The organism is Streptomyces sp. NPDC005898, assembly GCF_040629635.1.
GTDB lineage: Bacteria > Actinomycetota > Actinomycetes > Streptomycetales > Streptomycetaceae > Streptomyces.
In genome coordinates this window covers 73,187-88,630 of sequence record NZ_JBEXWC010000014.1, presented here as the reverse complement: position 1 = coordinate 88,630, position 15,444 = coordinate 73,187, and the positions used below count along the sequence as shown (strand labels likewise).

The following is a 15,444-nucleotide window of genomic DNA, read 5'->3' as shown; positions in this document are numbered from 1 at the left end:
TGGGCGAAAGGTCAAGTATCCTGGCTCTTCGGTCGCGCATACGTCCGCGACTTCGGCTGCCCGCCCAAGCCTCGGTCCCGAGGCACTGGACGCGGCGGCCCCTCCTCATGAACTTCCAGGATTCGAAAGCAGGAAAAGCCCTGAGTGCTCGCCTTGACCACCGCAACCCTCTCGTGTTCGACACACACGAGCTGGGCCGGCGTCCCGGTGCGCTGCAGCGGCTGACCCGTGAGATCGAGGCGCCCGGCCCGCCGGGCACCTTCGGCATCGAAGGGGTCGTCGGAGTGCCGCAGGGCGCGCCGGTCCAGCTGGAGATCCGCCTTGAGTCGGTCATGGACGGGGTGCTTGTCACAGGCACCGCCCGTGCGTCGGCGCAGGGGGAGTGCGTAAGGTGTCTGGAGCCGCTAGAGCTGGAGCTCGACGCGGACTTCCAGGAGATGTTCTCGTACCCTGACGCCGACGACCGGGGCCGCAGCAGTGCGGAGCCGGCCGACGACGCCGAGGAAGACGAGGACAGGCTCTTCCTCGAGGACGGCTTGTTCGACCTCGAGCCTGTGCTGCGTGATGCGGTGGTGCTCGCACTGCCGATGCAGCCGGTGTGCCAGGAAGACTGCCCGGGCCTGTGCTCCCAGTGCGGAGTGCGGCTCGCGGACGACCCGGACCACCACCATGACGCCGTCGACATTCGTTGGGCGGCACTGCAGGGACTCGCCGGGACCATCCAGGACGGCGAGAAGGACGAGATGAGCGGCGCCGGCGAAGCGGGCGTCGACGAGAAGCAGGAGAAGTAGCCGTGGCTGTTCCGAAGCGGAAGATGTCGCGCAGCAACACGCGCCACCGCCGGTCGCAGTGGAAGGCTGCGGTCCCCACCCTGGTTTCGTGTGAGCGTTGCCAGGAGCCCAAGCAGCAGCACATCGCGTGCCCGAGCTGCGGCACCTACAACAAGCGCCAGGTCCTCGAGGTCTGAGCGGCTGGTGAGAGGCACCGTGTCTAGCCCCAAGAAGGCGGAAGACGCCAAGAAATTGGCGGAGACAACGGCCTCGTCCCACACGCTTCTGGAAGGGCGGCTCGGGTACAAGCTCGAGTCCGCCCTTCTGGTGCGTGCGCTGACCCACCGTTCGTACGCGTACGAGAACGGCGGCCTGCCGACGAACGAGCGTCTGGAGTTCCTCGGGGACTCCGTGCTCGGCCTCGTCGTCACGGACACGCTGTACCGCACCCACCCCGATCTGCCCGAAGGCCAGCTGGCCAAGTTGCGGGCCGCGGTGGTCAATTCGCGTGCGCTGGCGGAGGTCAGCCGCGGCCTCGAACTCGGCTCCTTCATCCGGCTCGGCCGGGGCGAAGAGGGCACGGGCGGCCGGGACAAGGCATCCATCCTCGCCGACACCCTGGAAGCGGTGATCGGCGCGGTCTATCTGGACCAGGGTCTGGACGCGGCGGGCGAGCTGGTGCACCGGCTCTTCGACCCGCTGATCGAAAAGTCCTCGAACCTGGGCGCGGGCCTGGACTGGAAGACCAGTCTCCAGGAGCTGACCGCGACGGAGGGCCTCGGCGTGCCCGAGTACCTCGTCACGGAGAGCGGCCCCGACCACGAGAAGACCTTTACTGCTGCCGCCCGCGTCGGAGGCGTCTCGTACGGCACCGGCACCGGCCGCAGCAAGAAGGAAGCGGAGCAGCAGGCCGCGGAGTCCGCCTGGCGTGCGATTCGCGCCGCGGCGGACGAGCGGAAGAAGGCGGCCGAGGCCGCCGTCGCTGCCGAGCGGCCCGAGGGGATCGTCGACACCCCCTCGGTCTGACGGCCGCCTATCCTTTGATGCCGGTCGCCCCTCGTGGGGCGGCCGGCATCGTGCTGGAGGAGACCAATGCCCGAGTTGCCCGAAGTCGAAGTCGTCCGGCGTGGCCTGGAGCGCTGGGTCAGCGGCCGGGTCGTCGCCGACGTGCAGGTGCTGCACCCGCGCGCCGTGCGGCGCCACCTCGCGGGCGGGGAGGACTTCGGTGCCCGCCTGAAGGGGCACCGGATCGGGCTCGCCCGGCGGCGCGGCAAGTATCTGTGGCTGCCGCTCGCCGACTCCGGGCAGTCGGTCCTCGCCCACCTCGGCATGAGCGGCCAGCTCCTGGTGCAGCCGCACGACGCCGCCGACGAGAAGCACCTGCGGATCCGGGTCCGCTTCGACGACGTCCAGAGCACCGAGCTGCGCTTCGTCGACCAGCGGACCTTCGGCGGGCTCTCCCTCCACGACAACACCGCCGACGGCCTGCCCGACGTCATCGCGCACATCGCGCGGGACCCGCTCGACGCCGCGTTCGACGACGACGCCTTCCACCTCGCGCTGCGCCGCCGCCGTACGACGATCAAGCGGGCGCTGCTCGACCAGTCGCTGATCAGCGGCGTCGGCAACATCTACGCGGACGAGGCGCTGTGGCGCGCCCGCCTGCACTACGAGCGGCCCACCGCCACCCTCACCCGCCCTCGCACGGCCGAACTCCTCGGCCACGTGCGGGACGTGATGAACGCGGCCCTCGCCGTCGGCGGCACCAGCTTCGACAGCCTCTACGTCAACGTGAACGGCGAATCGGGCTACTTCGAGCGGTCGCTGGACGCCTACGGCCGCGAGGACCGGCCCTGCCGCCGCTGCGGCACCGCGATCCGCCGCCGCCCCTGGATGAACCGGTCCAGCTACTTCTGTCCGCGCTGTCAGCGGCCGCCGCGCGTGGCGTCGTAGCGCTCCCGCGCCCGCAAAACCTCGTCCTGGCGGTCCTCCACGCACCGGATCAGGCCGACCAGCCGCCCGGCGATCTCCCGCCCCAGCGCGGTGAGTTCGTAGTCCACGCGCGGCGGGTTGGTCGGCTGGGCGTCACGCCGCACCAGGCCGTCGCGCTCCAGGGCGTGCAGGGTCTGGGAGAGCATCTTCTCGCTCACCCCGTCGACACGGCGGCGCAGTTCGTTGAAGCGGAACGTGCCGTCGTGCAGCGCGCCGAGGGTGAGCGCGCCCCAGCGTCCGGTGACGTGCTCCAGCGTGCTCCGGGAGGTGCACTGCCGGGAGAACACGTCGTACGGCAGGTCCGTGGCGTCCATGAGGGCACCTTACTCCCGCGCAGCGCTCACCGTGGGTTAGTGCCCTGCACCGGTGCCTCACGGCGTCCGCGCAGGACTCAGAAGCCGAAGTCCTGCGTCCACCACGGGCCGCCCGGCGCGAAGTGGGCGCCGACTCCCATGGTCCTGTAGTCGCAGTTCAGGATGTTGGCGCGGTGGCCGGGGCTGCCCATCCAGGCGGCCATCACCGCGCGGGCGTCGGCCTGGCCCCGGGCGATGTTCTCGCCGCCCAGGTTCGTGATGCCCGCCTTCTCGGCGCGGTCCCACGGCGTCGCGCCGTCCGGGTCGGTGTGGTCGAAGAAGCCGCGCTCGGCCATGTCCTCGCTGAAGCGGCCGGCCAGCGCGGCGAGACGGCCGTCGGCGGTCACCGGACGGCAGCCGGCCTTGGCCCGCTCCACGTTGACCAGCGTGAGCACCTCGGCCTCGGCGGCGCTCTCCCCGGAAGTCGACGGCACCCTCGGCGCGGGAACCCGCGGTTTGCGGGCGGGCGGCTCGGTGGGCTTGCGGGAGGGCGCCGCCGTCGGCGTCCTGGCGTCCTCGGGCTTCGGCGCCCGGGACGACGGCTTCTGCGACGGCTTCGCCGAGGGCTTCCCCGCGGGCTTCTCGGACGGAGTGCGCGACGGCTTCGGGGCGGCCTTCGAGGGCGCGGGCTCAGGACCGCGGGAGCGGTCGGTGCTTCGGCTCGGCGACGGCTCACCGCGCTCGGCGCCGCCCCCCGAGCCGCCCTGGGCGGCGACCTCGGCGGGAGCGCTCGCCGAGCGCACCTCGCCGGAACCGTCAGAGCCACCGAGGCGGTAGCCGTCCGTCCCGGGCAGTACGCCCGTGGCGACCGCGACGGCGCCCATCGCGACGGCGGCGGAGACACCGAGCAGGCCCGTGCGCAGGGGGGCGCCGACCCCACCCCTGCGGCGGTGCGACACCGTCGCCGGACGGCGGTCGGGGGTGGCGGCGGCCCGCGCAGCGCCGGAGCGTCGGTGGCGTCCCATCTCCTGGCCTTTCGTTCTTTCGCGACGATCTTTATGATCAAGCTTTATGATCAGTGTTTATGATCTAGGCGACTCACCCATTCGGGTGAGGTTCATCGAGTCGCGACTGTACGCGATGGCTTATGGGGCCGAAGTGCTCTCAGGGCAATGGGCCGGTTAGCGTGCACCCATGAATGAAGAAGTGCGACTCACCGCCTGGGTGCGAGGGCGCGTACAGGCTGTGGGTTTCCGCTGGTTCACCCGGGCCAAGGCCCTGGAGATCGGCGGCCTGAGTGGTTTTGCTCTCAATCTGGAGGACGGCCGCGTCCAGGTGGTCGCCGAAGGCCCCCGCGCCGGCTGCCAGGCACTCCTCGACTGGCTCCGCGAGGGCGACACACCCGGCCGGGTCGACGGTGTCACCGAGATCTGGGACACACCGCGCGGCATATACGACAGCTTCGCCATCCGCTGACCCTGACCCGGACGGACGTCACCGGACGGGTAGGGCGAGGTCCCCGTCCGGGTGTCGCGGGCCACTGCCCGACGGAGGAAAGACCTGGTGGTTGCCAAGAACGGCAGGGCGTGGCAGGCTCCGCGGATAACGATGATCTCCACGCCCCCAGGGCCCCGCAGGAGAAGCAGCGCCGCCTGATCCCGGGCCGCGCGCCCCCGGGTCGCCCGCCGATACGGGGTGTGATCGTGTTGACCGTCAAACTTTTTGGTGAGACTCTGGAAGCCCCGCGCACCTTAACTGTTTGGCATGTGAGAACGGCCAGCAAGACCAGCAGAACAACGAGTGCCAAGCACCGCGGGTGCCAATCCCTCACGACCCACACCGCACCGCTTCGGTCGGTCACTCATTGTGGAGGACCATCCATCATGGCAAAGGCGCTTCTCGGTTACGTCGGCGGCAGCGACCCGCGACTCCTCGCCGAGATGCGACGGCTCCAGCAGCGCGTCCAGGACCTGGAATCCGAGCTCGTTCGGATCCAGCAGGAGAACGACGCGCTCGCGGCTGCCGCTTCTCACGAATCGCTCATGGAGAGCATCGACGTACCCCAGGCGGAGCCTGCGCTCACCTGACCGCACTCGATCCAGTGGCATCGGCGCCTTCCTGTGAAGGCACCGCGCGACAAGCACGTGGTCAGGCTGCCCTGTCAGCTGCTGTCTCCAGATCTGCAAGGGACGCTTCGGCGTCCCTTCTTTCTTTTCCCCCGCATACGCTGCTTCCTTTACCGTCTGATGTGCCCTGCACCCTCATCGGTGAAACGGTCAGTGAAAGGTAGAGTCCGACGGCGTGCATCTCAAGGCCCTGACCCTGCGCGGATTCAAGTCCTTCGCGTCGGCCACGACGCTGAAGTTCGAACCGGGCATCACCTGCGTCGTCGGACCGAACGGCTCCGGCAAGTCCAATGTCGTGGACGCGCTCAGCTGGGTCATGGGGGAGCAGGGCGCCAAATCCCTGCGCGGCGGGAAGATGGAGGACGTCATCTTCGCCGGCACCACCGGGCGCCCCCCGCTCGGCCGCGCCGAGGTCTCCCTCACCATCGACAACTCCGACGGCGCCCTGCCCATCGAGTACGCCGAGGTCACCATCACGCGGATCATGTTCCGCAACGGCGGCAGCGAGTACCAGATCAACGGCGAGACCTGCCGCCTCCTCGACATCCAGGAACTGCTCTCCGACTCCGGCATCGGCCGCGAGATGCACGTCATCGTCGGCCAGGGCCAGCTCGACGGCGTGCTGCACGCCGACCCCATGGGGCGCCGCGCCTTCATCGAGGAGGCCGCGGGCGTCCTCAAGCACCGCAAGCGCAAGGAGAAGGCCCTGCGCAAGCTGGACGCGATGCGCGCCAACCTCGCCCGCGTCCAGGACTTGACCGACGAGCTGCGCCGCCAGCTCAAACCGCTCGGCCGGCAGGCCGCCGTGGCCCGCCGGGCCGCCGTCATCCAGGCCGATCTGCGCGACGCCCGGCTGCGGCTGCTCGCCGACGACCTTATGCGGCTGCGCGAGGCGCTGAACGCCGAGATCGCCGACGAGGCCGCCCTCAAGGAACGCAAGGAACGCGCCGAGTCCCTGCTCAAGGCCGCCCTCCAGCGCGAGGCACAGCTGGAGGAAGAGGTGCGGCGCCTCACCCCGCGCCTCCAGCGGGCCCAGCAGACCTGGTACGAGCTCTCGCAGCTCGCCGAACGGGTGCGCGGCACCGTCTCGCTGGCCGACGCCCGGGTCAGGAGCGCCACCGCCGCGCCCCCCGAGGAGCGGCGCGGACGCGACCCCGAGGACATGGAGCGCGAGGCCGCGCGGATCCGGGAACAGGAGGCCGAGCTGACCGCCGCCTTGGAGGCCGCCGAGCGGGCCCTTGACGACACGGTCGCCCACCGTGCCGAGCTGGAGCGGCAGTTGGCGGTCGAGGAGCGGCGGCTCAAGGACGTGGCCCGGGCCATCGCCGACCGGCGCGAGGGCCTCGCCCGCCTCGGCGGCCAGGTCAACGCGGCCCGTTCGCGCGCCGCCTCCGCCCAGGCGGAGATCGACCGGCTGGCCGAGGCCAGGGACGAGGCCGCCGAGCGCGCGGTCGCCGCCCAGGAGGAGTACGAGCAGCTCAAGGCCGAGGTGGACGGGCTCGACGCGGACGACGCCGAGCTGGGCGCGCGGCACGACGCGGCCAAGCGGGACCTCGCCGAGGCGGAGGCCGCGCTCACCGCGGCACGGGAGGAGGCGACCGCCGCCGAGCGCGAGCGGGCCGCGGTCGCCGCCCGCCGCGAGGCGCTCGCCCTCGGACTGCGGCGCAAGGACGGCACCGGCGCGCTGCTCGCCGCCAAGGACCAGCTGACGGGGCTCCTCGGCCCCGCCGCCGAACTCCTCAGCGTCGCCCCTGGATACGAGGTGCAGGTCGCCGCCGCGCTCGGCGCCGGCGCCGACGCCCTCGCGGTGAGCGGACCGGGCACCGCGGCCGACGCCATCCGGCTGCTGCGCAAGCAGGACGCGGGACGGGCGGCGCTGCTGCTGGCCGGCGCCCCGGACGAGGCACGACAGCGGCGCGCCGGCGGTCCGCCGTACGTCGCGGATCTCGTGCGGGGACCCGAGGAGCTGATGCCGGCGGTGCGGCGGCTGCTGCGCGGCATCGTGGCCGTCAACACGCTGGAGGACGCCGAGGACCTCGTCTACGTCCACCCGGAGCTGACCGCCGTCACCGCCGAGGGCGACCTGCTCGGCGCGCACTTCGCGCAGGGCGGCTCCGCCGGGGCGCCCAGCCTGCTGGAGGTGCGGGCCTCCGTGGACGAGGCCGCGGCGGAGCTGGCCGAACTGGCCGTGCGGTGCGAGGAACTGGCGGCGGAGCAGAGCCGGGCCGCGGAGCGGCGGGCGACATGCGCCGCCCTCGTGGAGGAGTTGGGGGAGCGGCGCCGGGCCGCCGACCGGGAGAAGTCGTCCGTCGCCCAGCAGTTGGGGCGGCTCGCGGGGCAGGCGCGGGGCGCCTCGGGCGAGGCCGAGCGGTCCGCCGCCGCGGCGGCCAAGGCCCAGGAGGCGCTGGAGCGGGCGGTCGAGGAGGCCGAGGAACTCGCGGAGCGGCTCGCGGTGGCCGAGGAGGCGGCCGCCTCCACCGAGGGCGGGGAGGAGGAACCCGACACCGCCGTGCGCGACCGGCTCGCCGCCGACGGGGCCAACGCCCGCCAGACCGAGATGGAGGCCAGGCTCCAGGCGCGTACGCACGAGGAGCGGGTGAAGGGGCTCGCCGGGCGGGCCGACTCCCTGGACCGGGCCGCCCGCGCCGAGCGCGAGGCACGCGCGCGTGCCGAGCAGCGCACGGCACGGCTGCGCCATGAGGCCGCCGTCGCCGAAGCCGTCGCCTCCGCAGGGCGCCAGCTGCTCGCCCACGTCGAGGTCTCCCTCGTACGCGCCGACGAGGAGCGCGCCGCGGCCGAGCGGGCCAAGGAGGTGCGGGAGCGGGAGCTGGCCGCCGAGCGGGGCCGGGGACGCGAGCTGAAGGCGGAACTCGACAAACTGACGGATTCGGTCCACCGCGGCGAGGTACTCGGTGCCGAGAAGCGGCTGCGGATCGAGCAGCTGGAGGCCAAGGCACTGGAGGAACTCGGTGTGGAACCGGCGGGGCTCGTGGCCGAGTACGGCCCCGACCAGCTCGTGCCGCCCTCGCCCCCCGCCGAGGGGGAGGAGCTGCCGCAGGATCCGGAGCACCCGCGCAACAGGCCGGTGCCGTTCGACCGCGCCGAGCAGGAGAAGCGGCTCAGGTCAGCCGAACGGGCGTATCAGCAGCTCGGGAAGGTGAACCCGCTGGCCCTGGAGGAGTTCGCGGCGCTGGAGGAACGCCACAAGTTCCTCAGCGAGCAGCTGGAGGACCTGAAGAAGACGAGGGCCGACCTCCTCCAAGTGGTGAAGGAGGTCGACGAGCGCGTCGAGCAGGTCTTCACCGAGGCCTACCGGGACACGGCCCGGGAGTTCGAGGGCGTCTTCTCGCGGCTGTTCCCCGGCGGCGAGGGACGGCTCGTGCTGACCGACCCGGACAACATGCTCGCGACGGGCGTGGACGTCGAGGCCCGGCCGCCGGGCAAGAAGGTCAAGCGGCTCTCGCTGCTCTCGGGCGGGGAACGGTCGCTGACGGCCGTGGCGCTGCTCGTCTCGATCTTCAAGGCGCGGCCCAGCCCGTTCTACGTCATGGACGAGGTCGAGGCGGCGCTGGACGACACGAACCTCCAGCGGCTGATCCGGATCATGCAGGAGCTCCAGGAGGCCTCGCAGCTCATCGTGATCACGCACCAGAAGCGCACGATGGAGGTCGCGGACGCGCTCTACGGCGTCTCGATGCAGGGCGACGGCGTCTCCAAGGTGATCAGCCAGCGGCTCCGCTAGCCGCCGCCGGCTCGCTCCGCCCTGCCGTCAACGAGGAACTGCCTTCAAGACTTGAACATGAGCAGCCTCACGGTGCCTGAAAATTCACAGCTCAACAACTATTGACTTCGAAACTTGAAGGCATAGTCTCTGCAACGTTGCTTTTACCTTCAGGTGGTGGGCGGCGTGAAGTTGTGCGCCACTTGAAGAGCTCGCCCCCACCCCCGGCAGTGCAGCCGGTGGCCCGAGGAGTACATGTGACCAGCACATCGCAGGCGCCAGGGTCCGGAGCCAGAGAGGCCCATCCGGACCATCTCGGCCATGTCATCTTCATTACGGCGGCGGCCGCGATGGGTGGCTTCCTGTTCGGCTACGACAGTTCGGTGATCAACGGCGCGACCGTCGCCATCCAGCACCGTTTCGACGTCGACGCCAACACGCTCGGCTGGATCATCGCCACCGCGCTGCTCGGCTGTGCCGTCGGTGCCGCCGTCGCCGGCCGGGTCGCCGACCGCATCGGCCGCATCCGGTGCATGCAGATCGCGGCCCTGCTCTTCGCGGCCAGCGCCGTCGGCTCCGCCCTGCCCTTCGCGGCCTGGGACCTGACCATGTGGCGCCTGATCGGCGGCATCGGCATCGGCATGGCCTCGGTGATCGGCCCGGCCTACATCGCCGAGGTCGCGCCCCCCGCCTACCGCGGCCGGCTCGCCTCGTTCCAGCAGGCCGCCATCGTCATCGGCATCGCCGTCTCCCAGCTGGTCAACTGGGGCATCCTGAACATGGCCGACGGCGACCAGCGCGGCAAGCTGATGGGCCTGGAGGCCTGGCAGTGGATGCTCGGCGTCATGGTGATCCCCGCCGTCCTGTACGGCCTGCTGTCCTTCATCATCCCCGAGTCGCCGCGCTTCCTGGTCTCGGCCAACCGCCAGACCGAGGCGAAGAAGGTGCTCGGCGAGGTCGAGGGCCACGCCATCGACCTGGACGCCCGCGTCGCGGAGATCGAGCACGGCCTGCACCGCGAGCACAAGCCGTCCTTCAAGGACCTGCTCGGCAAGGTCGGCTTCCTGCCGATCGTCTGGATCGGCATCGGCCTCTCGGTCTTCCAGCAGCTCGTCGGCATCAACGTGATCTTCTACTACTCGAACCAGCTGTGGCAGTCGATCGGCAAGGACCCCTCCAGCTCGTTCCTGTACTCGTTCGAGACCTCGATCGTGAACATCGTCGGCACGGTCATCGCGATGATCTTCGTCGACCGCATCGGCCGCAAGCCGCTGGCGATCATCGGCTCGGCGGGCATGGCCGCGGCGCTGTTCACCATGGCCTGGGCGTTCTCCTACCGGACCGGCTCCGGTGACGACGTCTCGCTGCCCAACGCGCAGGGCCTGACCGCGATCATCGCCGCCAACGCCTTCGTGCTCTTCTTCGCCCTGTCCTGGGGCGTGGTCGTCTGGGTGCTGCTCGGCGAGATCTTCCCCAACCGGATCCGCGCCGCCGCGCTCGGTGTGGCCGCCTCCGCGCAGTGGCTCGCCAACTTCGCGATCACCAAGACCTTCCCGAGCATGTCCGAGTGGTCGCTGAGCGGCTCGTACATCATCTACGGCGCGTTCGCCGCGATCTCGATCCCCTTCGTCATGAAGTTCGTCAAGGAGACGAAGGGCAAGGCCCTGGAGGAGATGGGCTAAACCCCGCTGCCCCCTCCTCATCAGGAAGCTGCCCCGGCCGACGGACTCGTGCTCACTTGTCCTTCAGCCGGGGCAGTACGTTTTCGCAGAAGTGGTGCAGACTGCGCCACCCCTCGTCCACCGGCATCCCGCCGACGAGCGGATGCAGGACGAGGCTCGCCGCGTCCTCCTGCGCGTACGCCACGCACTCCTCGGGCGTCAGGACGCGGTAGACGCCCTCCGCGCGCAGCTCGGCCACCGTGGTCGCCGCCGACCTCACCGCCGAGCGGATGTCCTTGGACTGCCAGGAGGCGTAGGTGCGGGCCTCGTGCAGGAAGTGCTCGCCGTGTTCGGCCCAGGTGCGGTCGGGGTCGTCGGCGATGTGCAGCAGCGGGGTCTTCGCGGCGGGCATCATCGTCCAGCCCTCGGTGCCGTGCTCCGCCAGCTGCTCGTGGTAGTACGCCTCCAGGTCGGGCAGGTGCGCGCTCGGGAAGAACGGCAGACCGAGGCGGGCCGCGCGCCGGGCCGCCGCCTTCGATGAGCCGCCGACCAGCAGCAGCGGATGGGGCTGGGTGAAGGGGCGCGGGGTGACGCGCACCGTGCGGTCGCGGAAGGTGAACGGCTCGCCCGTCCAGGCCTTGAGCAGCGTGTCGAGCAGTTCGTCCTGGAGCCGCCCCCGGTGCCTGAAGTCGACGCCCGCCCGCTCGTACTCCTCGGGCCGGTAGCCGATCCCCGCCACGGTGACCAGTCGGCCGCCGCTGAGCAGATCGAGGACGGCGACGTCCTCCGCCAGCCGCAGCGGATCGTGCAGCGGGCCGATGATCGCGGAGACCGTCACCGCGATCCGCCGCGTCGCCCCGAGGACCGCGCCGGCGAAGACGAAGGGGGAGGGCAGCCAGTTGTTCCCGGCGCCGTGATGCTCCTCGGTCTGGATGGTGGCGATGCCCCGGTCGTCCGCGTACGCGGCCATCTCCAGCGCCGCCTGGTAGCGCTCGCTGAGCGAGGCGGGCGTCGGCGCGGGATCGACGAGGTTGAACCGTACGACTGTGGTGGGCATGGGAACGTCCCCCTTCACCGTGCGTGGGCGGCGAAGGGGGACGTTAGCTGACGTGATGTCAGATGGATAGCCTCGTACGGGACTCGCCCCGCCCCGCGCGGAACTTGGCGGGGATCGGGCGGCCGCGGGGCGCCGGGCCTCAGGCGGAGACCAGCTCCGTCTCGCCCTTGCCGGCCGCGTCCTTCTCGACCGGCGGGCTCTTGGGCAGCAGCGCGTACAGCACGGCCGCGACGAGGATCGTGGCCAGCCAGCCGAGGCCGTGGCGGCCGATCCAGGACGTGGCGAGCGGACCGCTGAACCAGTCGACCTTCGTGAAGAGCAGGCCCACGATCAGGGCGAGCGCCCACGCGGTCATGGCCTGCCAGGCGAAGCCCGCCTTGTACCAGTAGGCGCTCGTGCGCCCGGTGTCCATCAGGGCCCGGCCGTCGTACGTCGTGCGGCGCAGCATGTCGACGCCGAAGACGCCGATCCAGGCGGAGAAGGCGACGGCGAGCAGGGTGAGGAAGGAGATGAACGAGCCCATGAAGCTGGTGGCCACGTTCATCAGGATGTAGCCGAAGACCAGGCTGATGACGGCGTTCACGCTGACCGCCCACGCGCGCGGGACCTTGATGCCGAGGGTCATCGCGGTGAAGCCCGCGGAGTACATCGACATGGAGTTGATCAGCAGCATGCCGACCAGGGCCATGATCAGGTACGGCACCGCGATCCACGTCGGCAGCAGCGAGCCGAGGAAGGAGACCGGGTCCTGCGCGGTGGAGAGCTTCGGCGCGGAGACCGCCATGACGGCGCCCATCAGGACCATCGGGACGACCACGATGGCGGCGCCGCCGACCGCGTGGCCGACCAGCGGCCTGTTCGAGGCGTTGCGCGGGAGGTAGCGGGTGAAGTCGGGGCCGGTGGGGACCCAGCTGATGCCGCCGGCGGCGATGGTGCCGACGCCCGCGACCATCATCGCGGTGGAGCCCGCGGGCTTGTCGAAGACGGCCGACCAGTCGGTCTCGGCCAGGAGGTAGATCAGCACGAGCACGCTGAACGCGCCGAAGGCGTACGTCGACCACGTGCTGCAGATGTGCAGGATCTTGCGGCCAAGGCCGCTGATCAGGAACGTGCAGGAGACGAAGCCGACCAGCGTGACGACGGTCAGCCAGGTGCTCGACTGAACGCCGAAGCAGATGTCCAGGACCGTGATGATCGCGTAGGCGCCCGTGACCGCGTTGATCGTCTCCCAGCCCCAGCGGGCGACCCAGATCAGCGCGCCGGGGAAGAGGTTGCCGCGCTGGCCGAAGACCGCGCGCGAGAGCGTCATGCCCGGCGAGCCGCCGCGCTTGCCCGAGATGGAGATCAGGCCGACCATGCCGTAGCTCAGCAGGGGGGAGACGAGCGCGACGACCAGGACCTGCCAGAAGTTCAGGCCGTTGGAGACCACCAGGCCCGCGCCCATGGTGAGCAGCAGGACGCTGATGTTGGCCGCCACCCAGGTGGGGAACAGCTCGCGGGTGCGGCCCGTGCGCTCGGCGTCCGGGACGGGTTCGAGGCCGCGTGTTTCGAGGGCGCCTTCGGGTTCGGCGGTGGTGCTGCTCATGGGGGTGGGTCCGTGCCTCTCGCTCGGCTCGCAACGTCGCGATCCGTCGGTGGGGGTAATCGCGATGGACTCTACGCGCGTTGATGCGGGGACATCCATCGTACTTTAATCCGAGTAGTGGCTTCTAGGGGCATATGTTCTTTGGAGGAAGACACAATCTGGGCCCCCGGGAGGGCCATGGCGGATACTGGGTGGGTTATGGAAATCGTCATCCTTGCTGTAGTCATCGCCGTGGTCGTGATCGGCGCGCTCGGCGGGCTCGTGATCGGCAGCCGCAAGAAGAAGCAGCTGCCCTCGCGGGCCCCGTCCTCCGCGCCCACCATCACCGCCCCTCCCGCCGAACCGAAGGTCGGCGAGGAGGCCGAGACGCCGCGCGACGAACCGCGCCGCACGATCGAGGAGGTGGAACTCCCGCTCGTCGAGCCCTCGGCGACGGCCCCGGTCGTCGTGGAGGAACCGGCCGTCCCGCGGATCGAGACCCCCGAGCCCACCGCCGGCCGCCTGATCCGGCTGCGCGCCCGGCTCTCCCGCTCGCAGAACGCGCTCGGCAAGGGGCTGCTCACGCTGCTGTCCCGCGAGCACCTCGACGAGGACACCTGGGAGGAGATCGAGGACACCCTGCTGACGGCGGACGTCGGTGTCGCACCCACCCAGGAGCTGGTCGAGCGGCTGCGCGAGCGCGTGCGCGTGCTCGGCACCCGCACCCCGGACGAGCTGCGCACGCTGCTGCGCGAAGAGCTGATCGCGCTGCTCGGCACGGGCGCCGGCACGGACTTCGACCGGACCGTGCGGACCGAGTCGGGCCTGGAGACGCCCGGCATCGTGATGGTCGTCGGGGTCAACGGCACCGGCAAGACCACCACCACCGGCAAGCTCGCGCGCGTCCTGGTCGCCGACGGCCGCTCCGTCGTCCTCGGCGCCGCCGACACCTTCCGCGCGGCCGCCGCCGACCAGCTGCAGACCTGGGGCGAGCGCGTCGGCGCCCGCACGGTCCGCGGCCCCGAGGGCGGCGACCCCGCGTCGATCGCCTTCGACGCGGTCAAGGAGGGCATCGCCGAGGGCGCCGACGTCGTCCTCATCGACACGGCCGGCCGCCTGCACACCAAGACCGGCCTGATGGACGAGCTGGGCAAGGTCAAGCGCGTCGTGGAGAAGCACGCCCCGCTGGACGAGGTGCTGCTGGTCCTGGACGCCACGACCGGGCAGAACGGCCTGGTGCAGGCGCGGGTCTTCGCCGAGGTCGTGGACATCACGGGCATCGTCCTGACCAAGCTCGACGGCACCGCCAAGGGCGGCATCGTCGTCGCCGTCCAGCGCGAACTGGGCGTGCCGGTCAAGCTCATCGGCCTCGGCGAGGGCGCGGACGACCTGGCGCCGTTCGAGCCGGAGGCGTTCGTGGACGCGCTGATCGGCGACTAGGCCGGCGGGACCCGGTGCGTCGGCCGCGGCCCGCTCGTGGATTCGCCGCGGGCGTCGTGGCCGGTCGCGCAGTACTCGCGCCCCTCAGGGGCGCACGCAAGAACAGCAGGGCCTCCTCGCACGGCGCAGGCGCGAGGGGGCCCTTCCGGCGCCTACGCCGGGGAGCGGTGCGCCACGTACGCCAGCGTGCCGAGCAGGAGCCGGGCCTGCGGCGGGACCGTCGCCGTGTCGAGCGCGGGGGAGCGCAGCCAGCGGACGGGGCCGAGGCCGCCGCGGTCGGACGGGGGCGCCGTGATGTGCTCCCCCGGACCGAGGCCGTGCAGGTCGAGGTCGGCGTCGTCCCAGCCCATGCGGTAGAGCAGCCGGGGAAGTTCGGCGGCGGCGCCCGGGGCGACGAAGAACTGCGCACGGCCCTCGGGCGTGACCGTCACCGGTCCCAACGGCAGGCCCATCCGCTCCAGCCGGACCAGCGCCCGCCGCCCCGCCGTCTCCGCCACCTCGATCACGTCGAAGGCCCGCCCCACCGGCAGCAGCACGGCGGCGCCGGGGAACTCGGCCCAGGCGTCCGCCACTTCGTCGAGCGTGGCCCCGGCCGGGACCTCCGGGGCGAAGCCCAAGGGGTGCGCCCCGGGGGCGGCGCAGTCCGGGGTGCCGCACGAGCAGGCGCCGTCCAGGGCGCGGGCACCGGGCACCGCGGCCCAGCCCCACAGCCCCGTGTACTCCGCCACCGCCGTGCAGTCCGAGGGGCGGCCGCGCCGCTTTGAACCGGTCCGGAGCCTGTCGGTCCCCCGGGTGCCGCCGATCGTGAAGCCCATGCCCC

The 15,444-nt window shown here is 71.4% G+C and carries 14 protein-coding genes; 9 read left to right on the top strand and 5 right to left on the bottom strand.

The window, feature by feature from the left end; translation table 11 throughout:
- The first annotated feature begins 107 nt into the window (after positions 1 to 107).
- From ABZ385_RS20050 to mutM, 4 genes are all read left to right on the top strand, one after another.
- Positions 108 to 791, top strand: a complete 684-nt coding sequence (locus tag ABZ385_RS20050; protein ID WP_358589787.1) for a YceD family protein — start codon at positions 108 to 110, stop codon at positions 789 to 791.
- A 2-nt stretch (positions 792 to 793) separates the two neighbouring features.
- Positions 794 to 967 carry a 50S ribosomal protein L32 gene (gene rpmF, locus ABZ385_RS20045; protein WP_026165248.1) on the top strand — a complete coding sequence of 58 codons (174 nt, stop codon included), beginning with the start codon at positions 794 to 796 and terminating at the stop codon, positions 965 to 967.
- A 7-nt stretch (positions 968 to 974) separates the two neighbouring features.
- The gene (rnc, locus tag ABZ385_RS20040) at positions 975 to 1,796 is read left to right on the top strand and encodes a ribonuclease III (protein ID WP_358589785.1); all 822 of its coding nucleotides are present in this window, start codon (positions 975 to 977) and stop codon (positions 1,794 to 1,796) included.
- Between the two features lie 66 nt (positions 1,797 to 1,862).
- Positions 1,863 to 2,723, top strand: coding sequence for a bifunctional DNA-formamidopyrimidine glycosylase/DNA-(apurinic or apyrimidinic site) lyase (gene mutM, locus ABZ385_RS20035; RefSeq protein WP_358589783.1), 861 nt, complete (start codon positions 1,863 to 1,865; stop codon positions 2,721 to 2,723).
- On the opposite strand, the gene ABZ385_RS20030 is transcribed toward mutM, so the two are convergent.
- Both ABZ385_RS20030 and ABZ385_RS20025 read right to left on the bottom strand, forming a co-directional pair.
- Entirely contained in the window at positions 2,696 to 3,076 is a 381-nt protein-coding gene (locus ABZ385_RS20030) for a helix-turn-helix domain-containing protein (protein ID WP_358589781.1), read from the bottom strand. The genes mutM and ABZ385_RS20030 overlap by 28 nt on opposite strands.
- A gap of 77 nt (positions 3,077 to 3,153) precedes the next feature.
- Positions 3,154 to 4,080 carry a CAP domain-containing protein gene (locus ABZ385_RS20025; RefSeq protein WP_358912452.1) on the bottom strand — a complete coding sequence of 309 codons (927 nt, stop codon included), beginning with the start codon at positions 4,078 to 4,080 and terminating at the stop codon, positions 3,154 to 3,156.
- A 169-nt stretch (positions 4,081 to 4,249) separates the two neighbouring features.
- On the opposite strand from ABZ385_RS20025, the gene ABZ385_RS20020 reads away from it, so the two are divergent.
- From ABZ385_RS20020 to ABZ385_RS20005, 4 genes are all read left to right on the top strand, one after another.
- Entirely contained in the window at positions 4,250 to 4,531 is a 282-nt protein-coding gene (locus ABZ385_RS20020; RefSeq protein WP_358589777.1) for an acylphosphatase, read from the top strand.
- A gap of 407 nt (positions 4,532 to 4,938) precedes the next feature.
- Positions 4,939 to 5,142, top strand: a complete 204-nt coding sequence (locus ABZ385_RS20015) for a hypothetical protein (protein ID WP_030787543.1) — start codon at positions 4,939 to 4,941, stop codon at positions 5,140 to 5,142.
- 214 nt (positions 5,143 to 5,356) lie between these two features.
- Entirely contained in the window at positions 5,357 to 8,923 is a 3,567-nt protein-coding gene (gene smc / locus ABZ385_RS20010; RefSeq protein ID WP_358912450.1) for a chromosome segregation protein SMC, read from the top strand.
- A 236-nt stretch (positions 8,924 to 9,159) separates the two neighbouring features.
- A complete protein-coding gene (locus ABZ385_RS20005) occupies positions 9,160 to 10,584 on the top strand; it encodes a sugar porter family MFS transporter (RefSeq protein WP_358589207.1) in 1,425 nt (474 codons plus the stop codon).
- Between the two features lie 52 nt (positions 10,585 to 10,636).
- On the opposite strand, the gene ABZ385_RS20000 is transcribed toward ABZ385_RS20005, so the two are convergent.
- The gene (locus tag ABZ385_RS20000; RefSeq protein WP_358698478.1) at positions 10,637 to 11,620 is read right to left on the bottom strand and encodes an LLM class flavin-dependent oxidoreductase; all 984 of its coding nucleotides are present in this window, start codon (positions 11,618 to 11,620) and stop codon (positions 10,637 to 10,639) included.
- A 139-nt stretch (positions 11,621 to 11,759) separates the two neighbouring features.
- Positions 11,760 to 13,205: a cytosine permease gene (locus ABZ385_RS19995; RefSeq protein ID WP_358912448.1), complete on the bottom strand. Its 1,446-nt coding sequence runs from the start codon at positions 13,203 to 13,205 to the stop codon at positions 11,760 to 11,762.
- 198 nt (positions 13,206 to 13,403) lie between these two features.
- On the opposite strand from ABZ385_RS19995, the gene ftsY reads away from it, so the two are divergent.
- Positions 13,404 to 14,624: a signal recognition particle-docking protein FtsY gene (gene ftsY, locus ABZ385_RS19990; protein ID WP_358698476.1), complete on the top strand. Its 1,221-nt coding sequence runs from the start codon at positions 13,404 to 13,406 to the stop codon at positions 14,622 to 14,624.
- Between the two features lie 152 nt (positions 14,625 to 14,776).
- On the opposite strand, the gene ABZ385_RS19985 is transcribed toward ftsY, so the two are convergent.
- On the bottom strand, positions 14,777 to 15,439 hold the full coding sequence (locus ABZ385_RS19985; RefSeq protein ID WP_358589199.1) for a bifunctional DNA primase/polymerase: 663 nt from the start codon (positions 15,437 to 15,439) through the stop codon (positions 14,777 to 14,779).
- Between the last annotated feature and the right edge of the window lie 5 nt (positions 15,440 to 15,444).

Excerpts from the sequence above, each read along its gene's own strand:
- ABZ385_RS20050 (WP_358589787.1), top strand. The coding sequence starts at position 108 with ATGAACTTCCAGGATTCGAAAGCAGGAAAAGCCCTGAGTGCTCGCCTT.
- mutM (WP_358589783.1), top strand. The coding sequence starts at position 1,863 with ATGCCCGAGTTGCCCGAAGTCGAAGTCGTCCGGCGTGGCCTGGAGCGC.
- ABZ385_RS20030 (WP_358589781.1), bottom strand. The coding sequence starts at position 3,076 with ATGGACGCCACGGACCTGCCGTACGACGTGTTCTCCCGGCAGTGCACC.
- ABZ385_RS20025 (WP_358912452.1), bottom strand. The coding sequence starts at position 4,080 with ATGGGACGCCACCGACGCTCCGGCGCTGCGCGGGCCGCCGCCACCCCC.
- ABZ385_RS20020 (WP_358589777.1), top strand. The coding sequence starts at position 4,250 with ATGAATGAAGAAGTGCGACTCACCGCCTGGGTGCGAGGGCGCGTACAG.
- ABZ385_RS20015 (WP_030787543.1), top strand. The coding sequence starts at position 4,939 with ATGGCAAAGGCGCTTCTCGGTTACGTCGGCGGCAGCGACCCGCGACTC.
- ABZ385_RS20000 (WP_358698478.1), bottom strand. The coding sequence starts at position 11,620 with ATGCCCACCACAGTCGTACGGTTCAACCTCGTCGATCCCGCGCCGACG.
- ABZ385_RS19995 (WP_358912448.1), bottom strand. The coding sequence starts at position 13,205 with ATGAGCAGCACCACCGCCGAACCCGAAGGCGCCCTCGAAACACGCGGC.
- ftsY (WP_358698476.1), top strand. The coding sequence starts at position 13,404 with ATGGAAATCGTCATCCTTGCTGTAGTCATCGCCGTGGTCGTGATCGGC.
- ABZ385_RS19985 (WP_358589199.1), bottom strand. The coding sequence starts at position 15,439 with ATGGGCTTCACGATCGGCGGCACCCGGGGGACCGACAGGCTCCGGACC.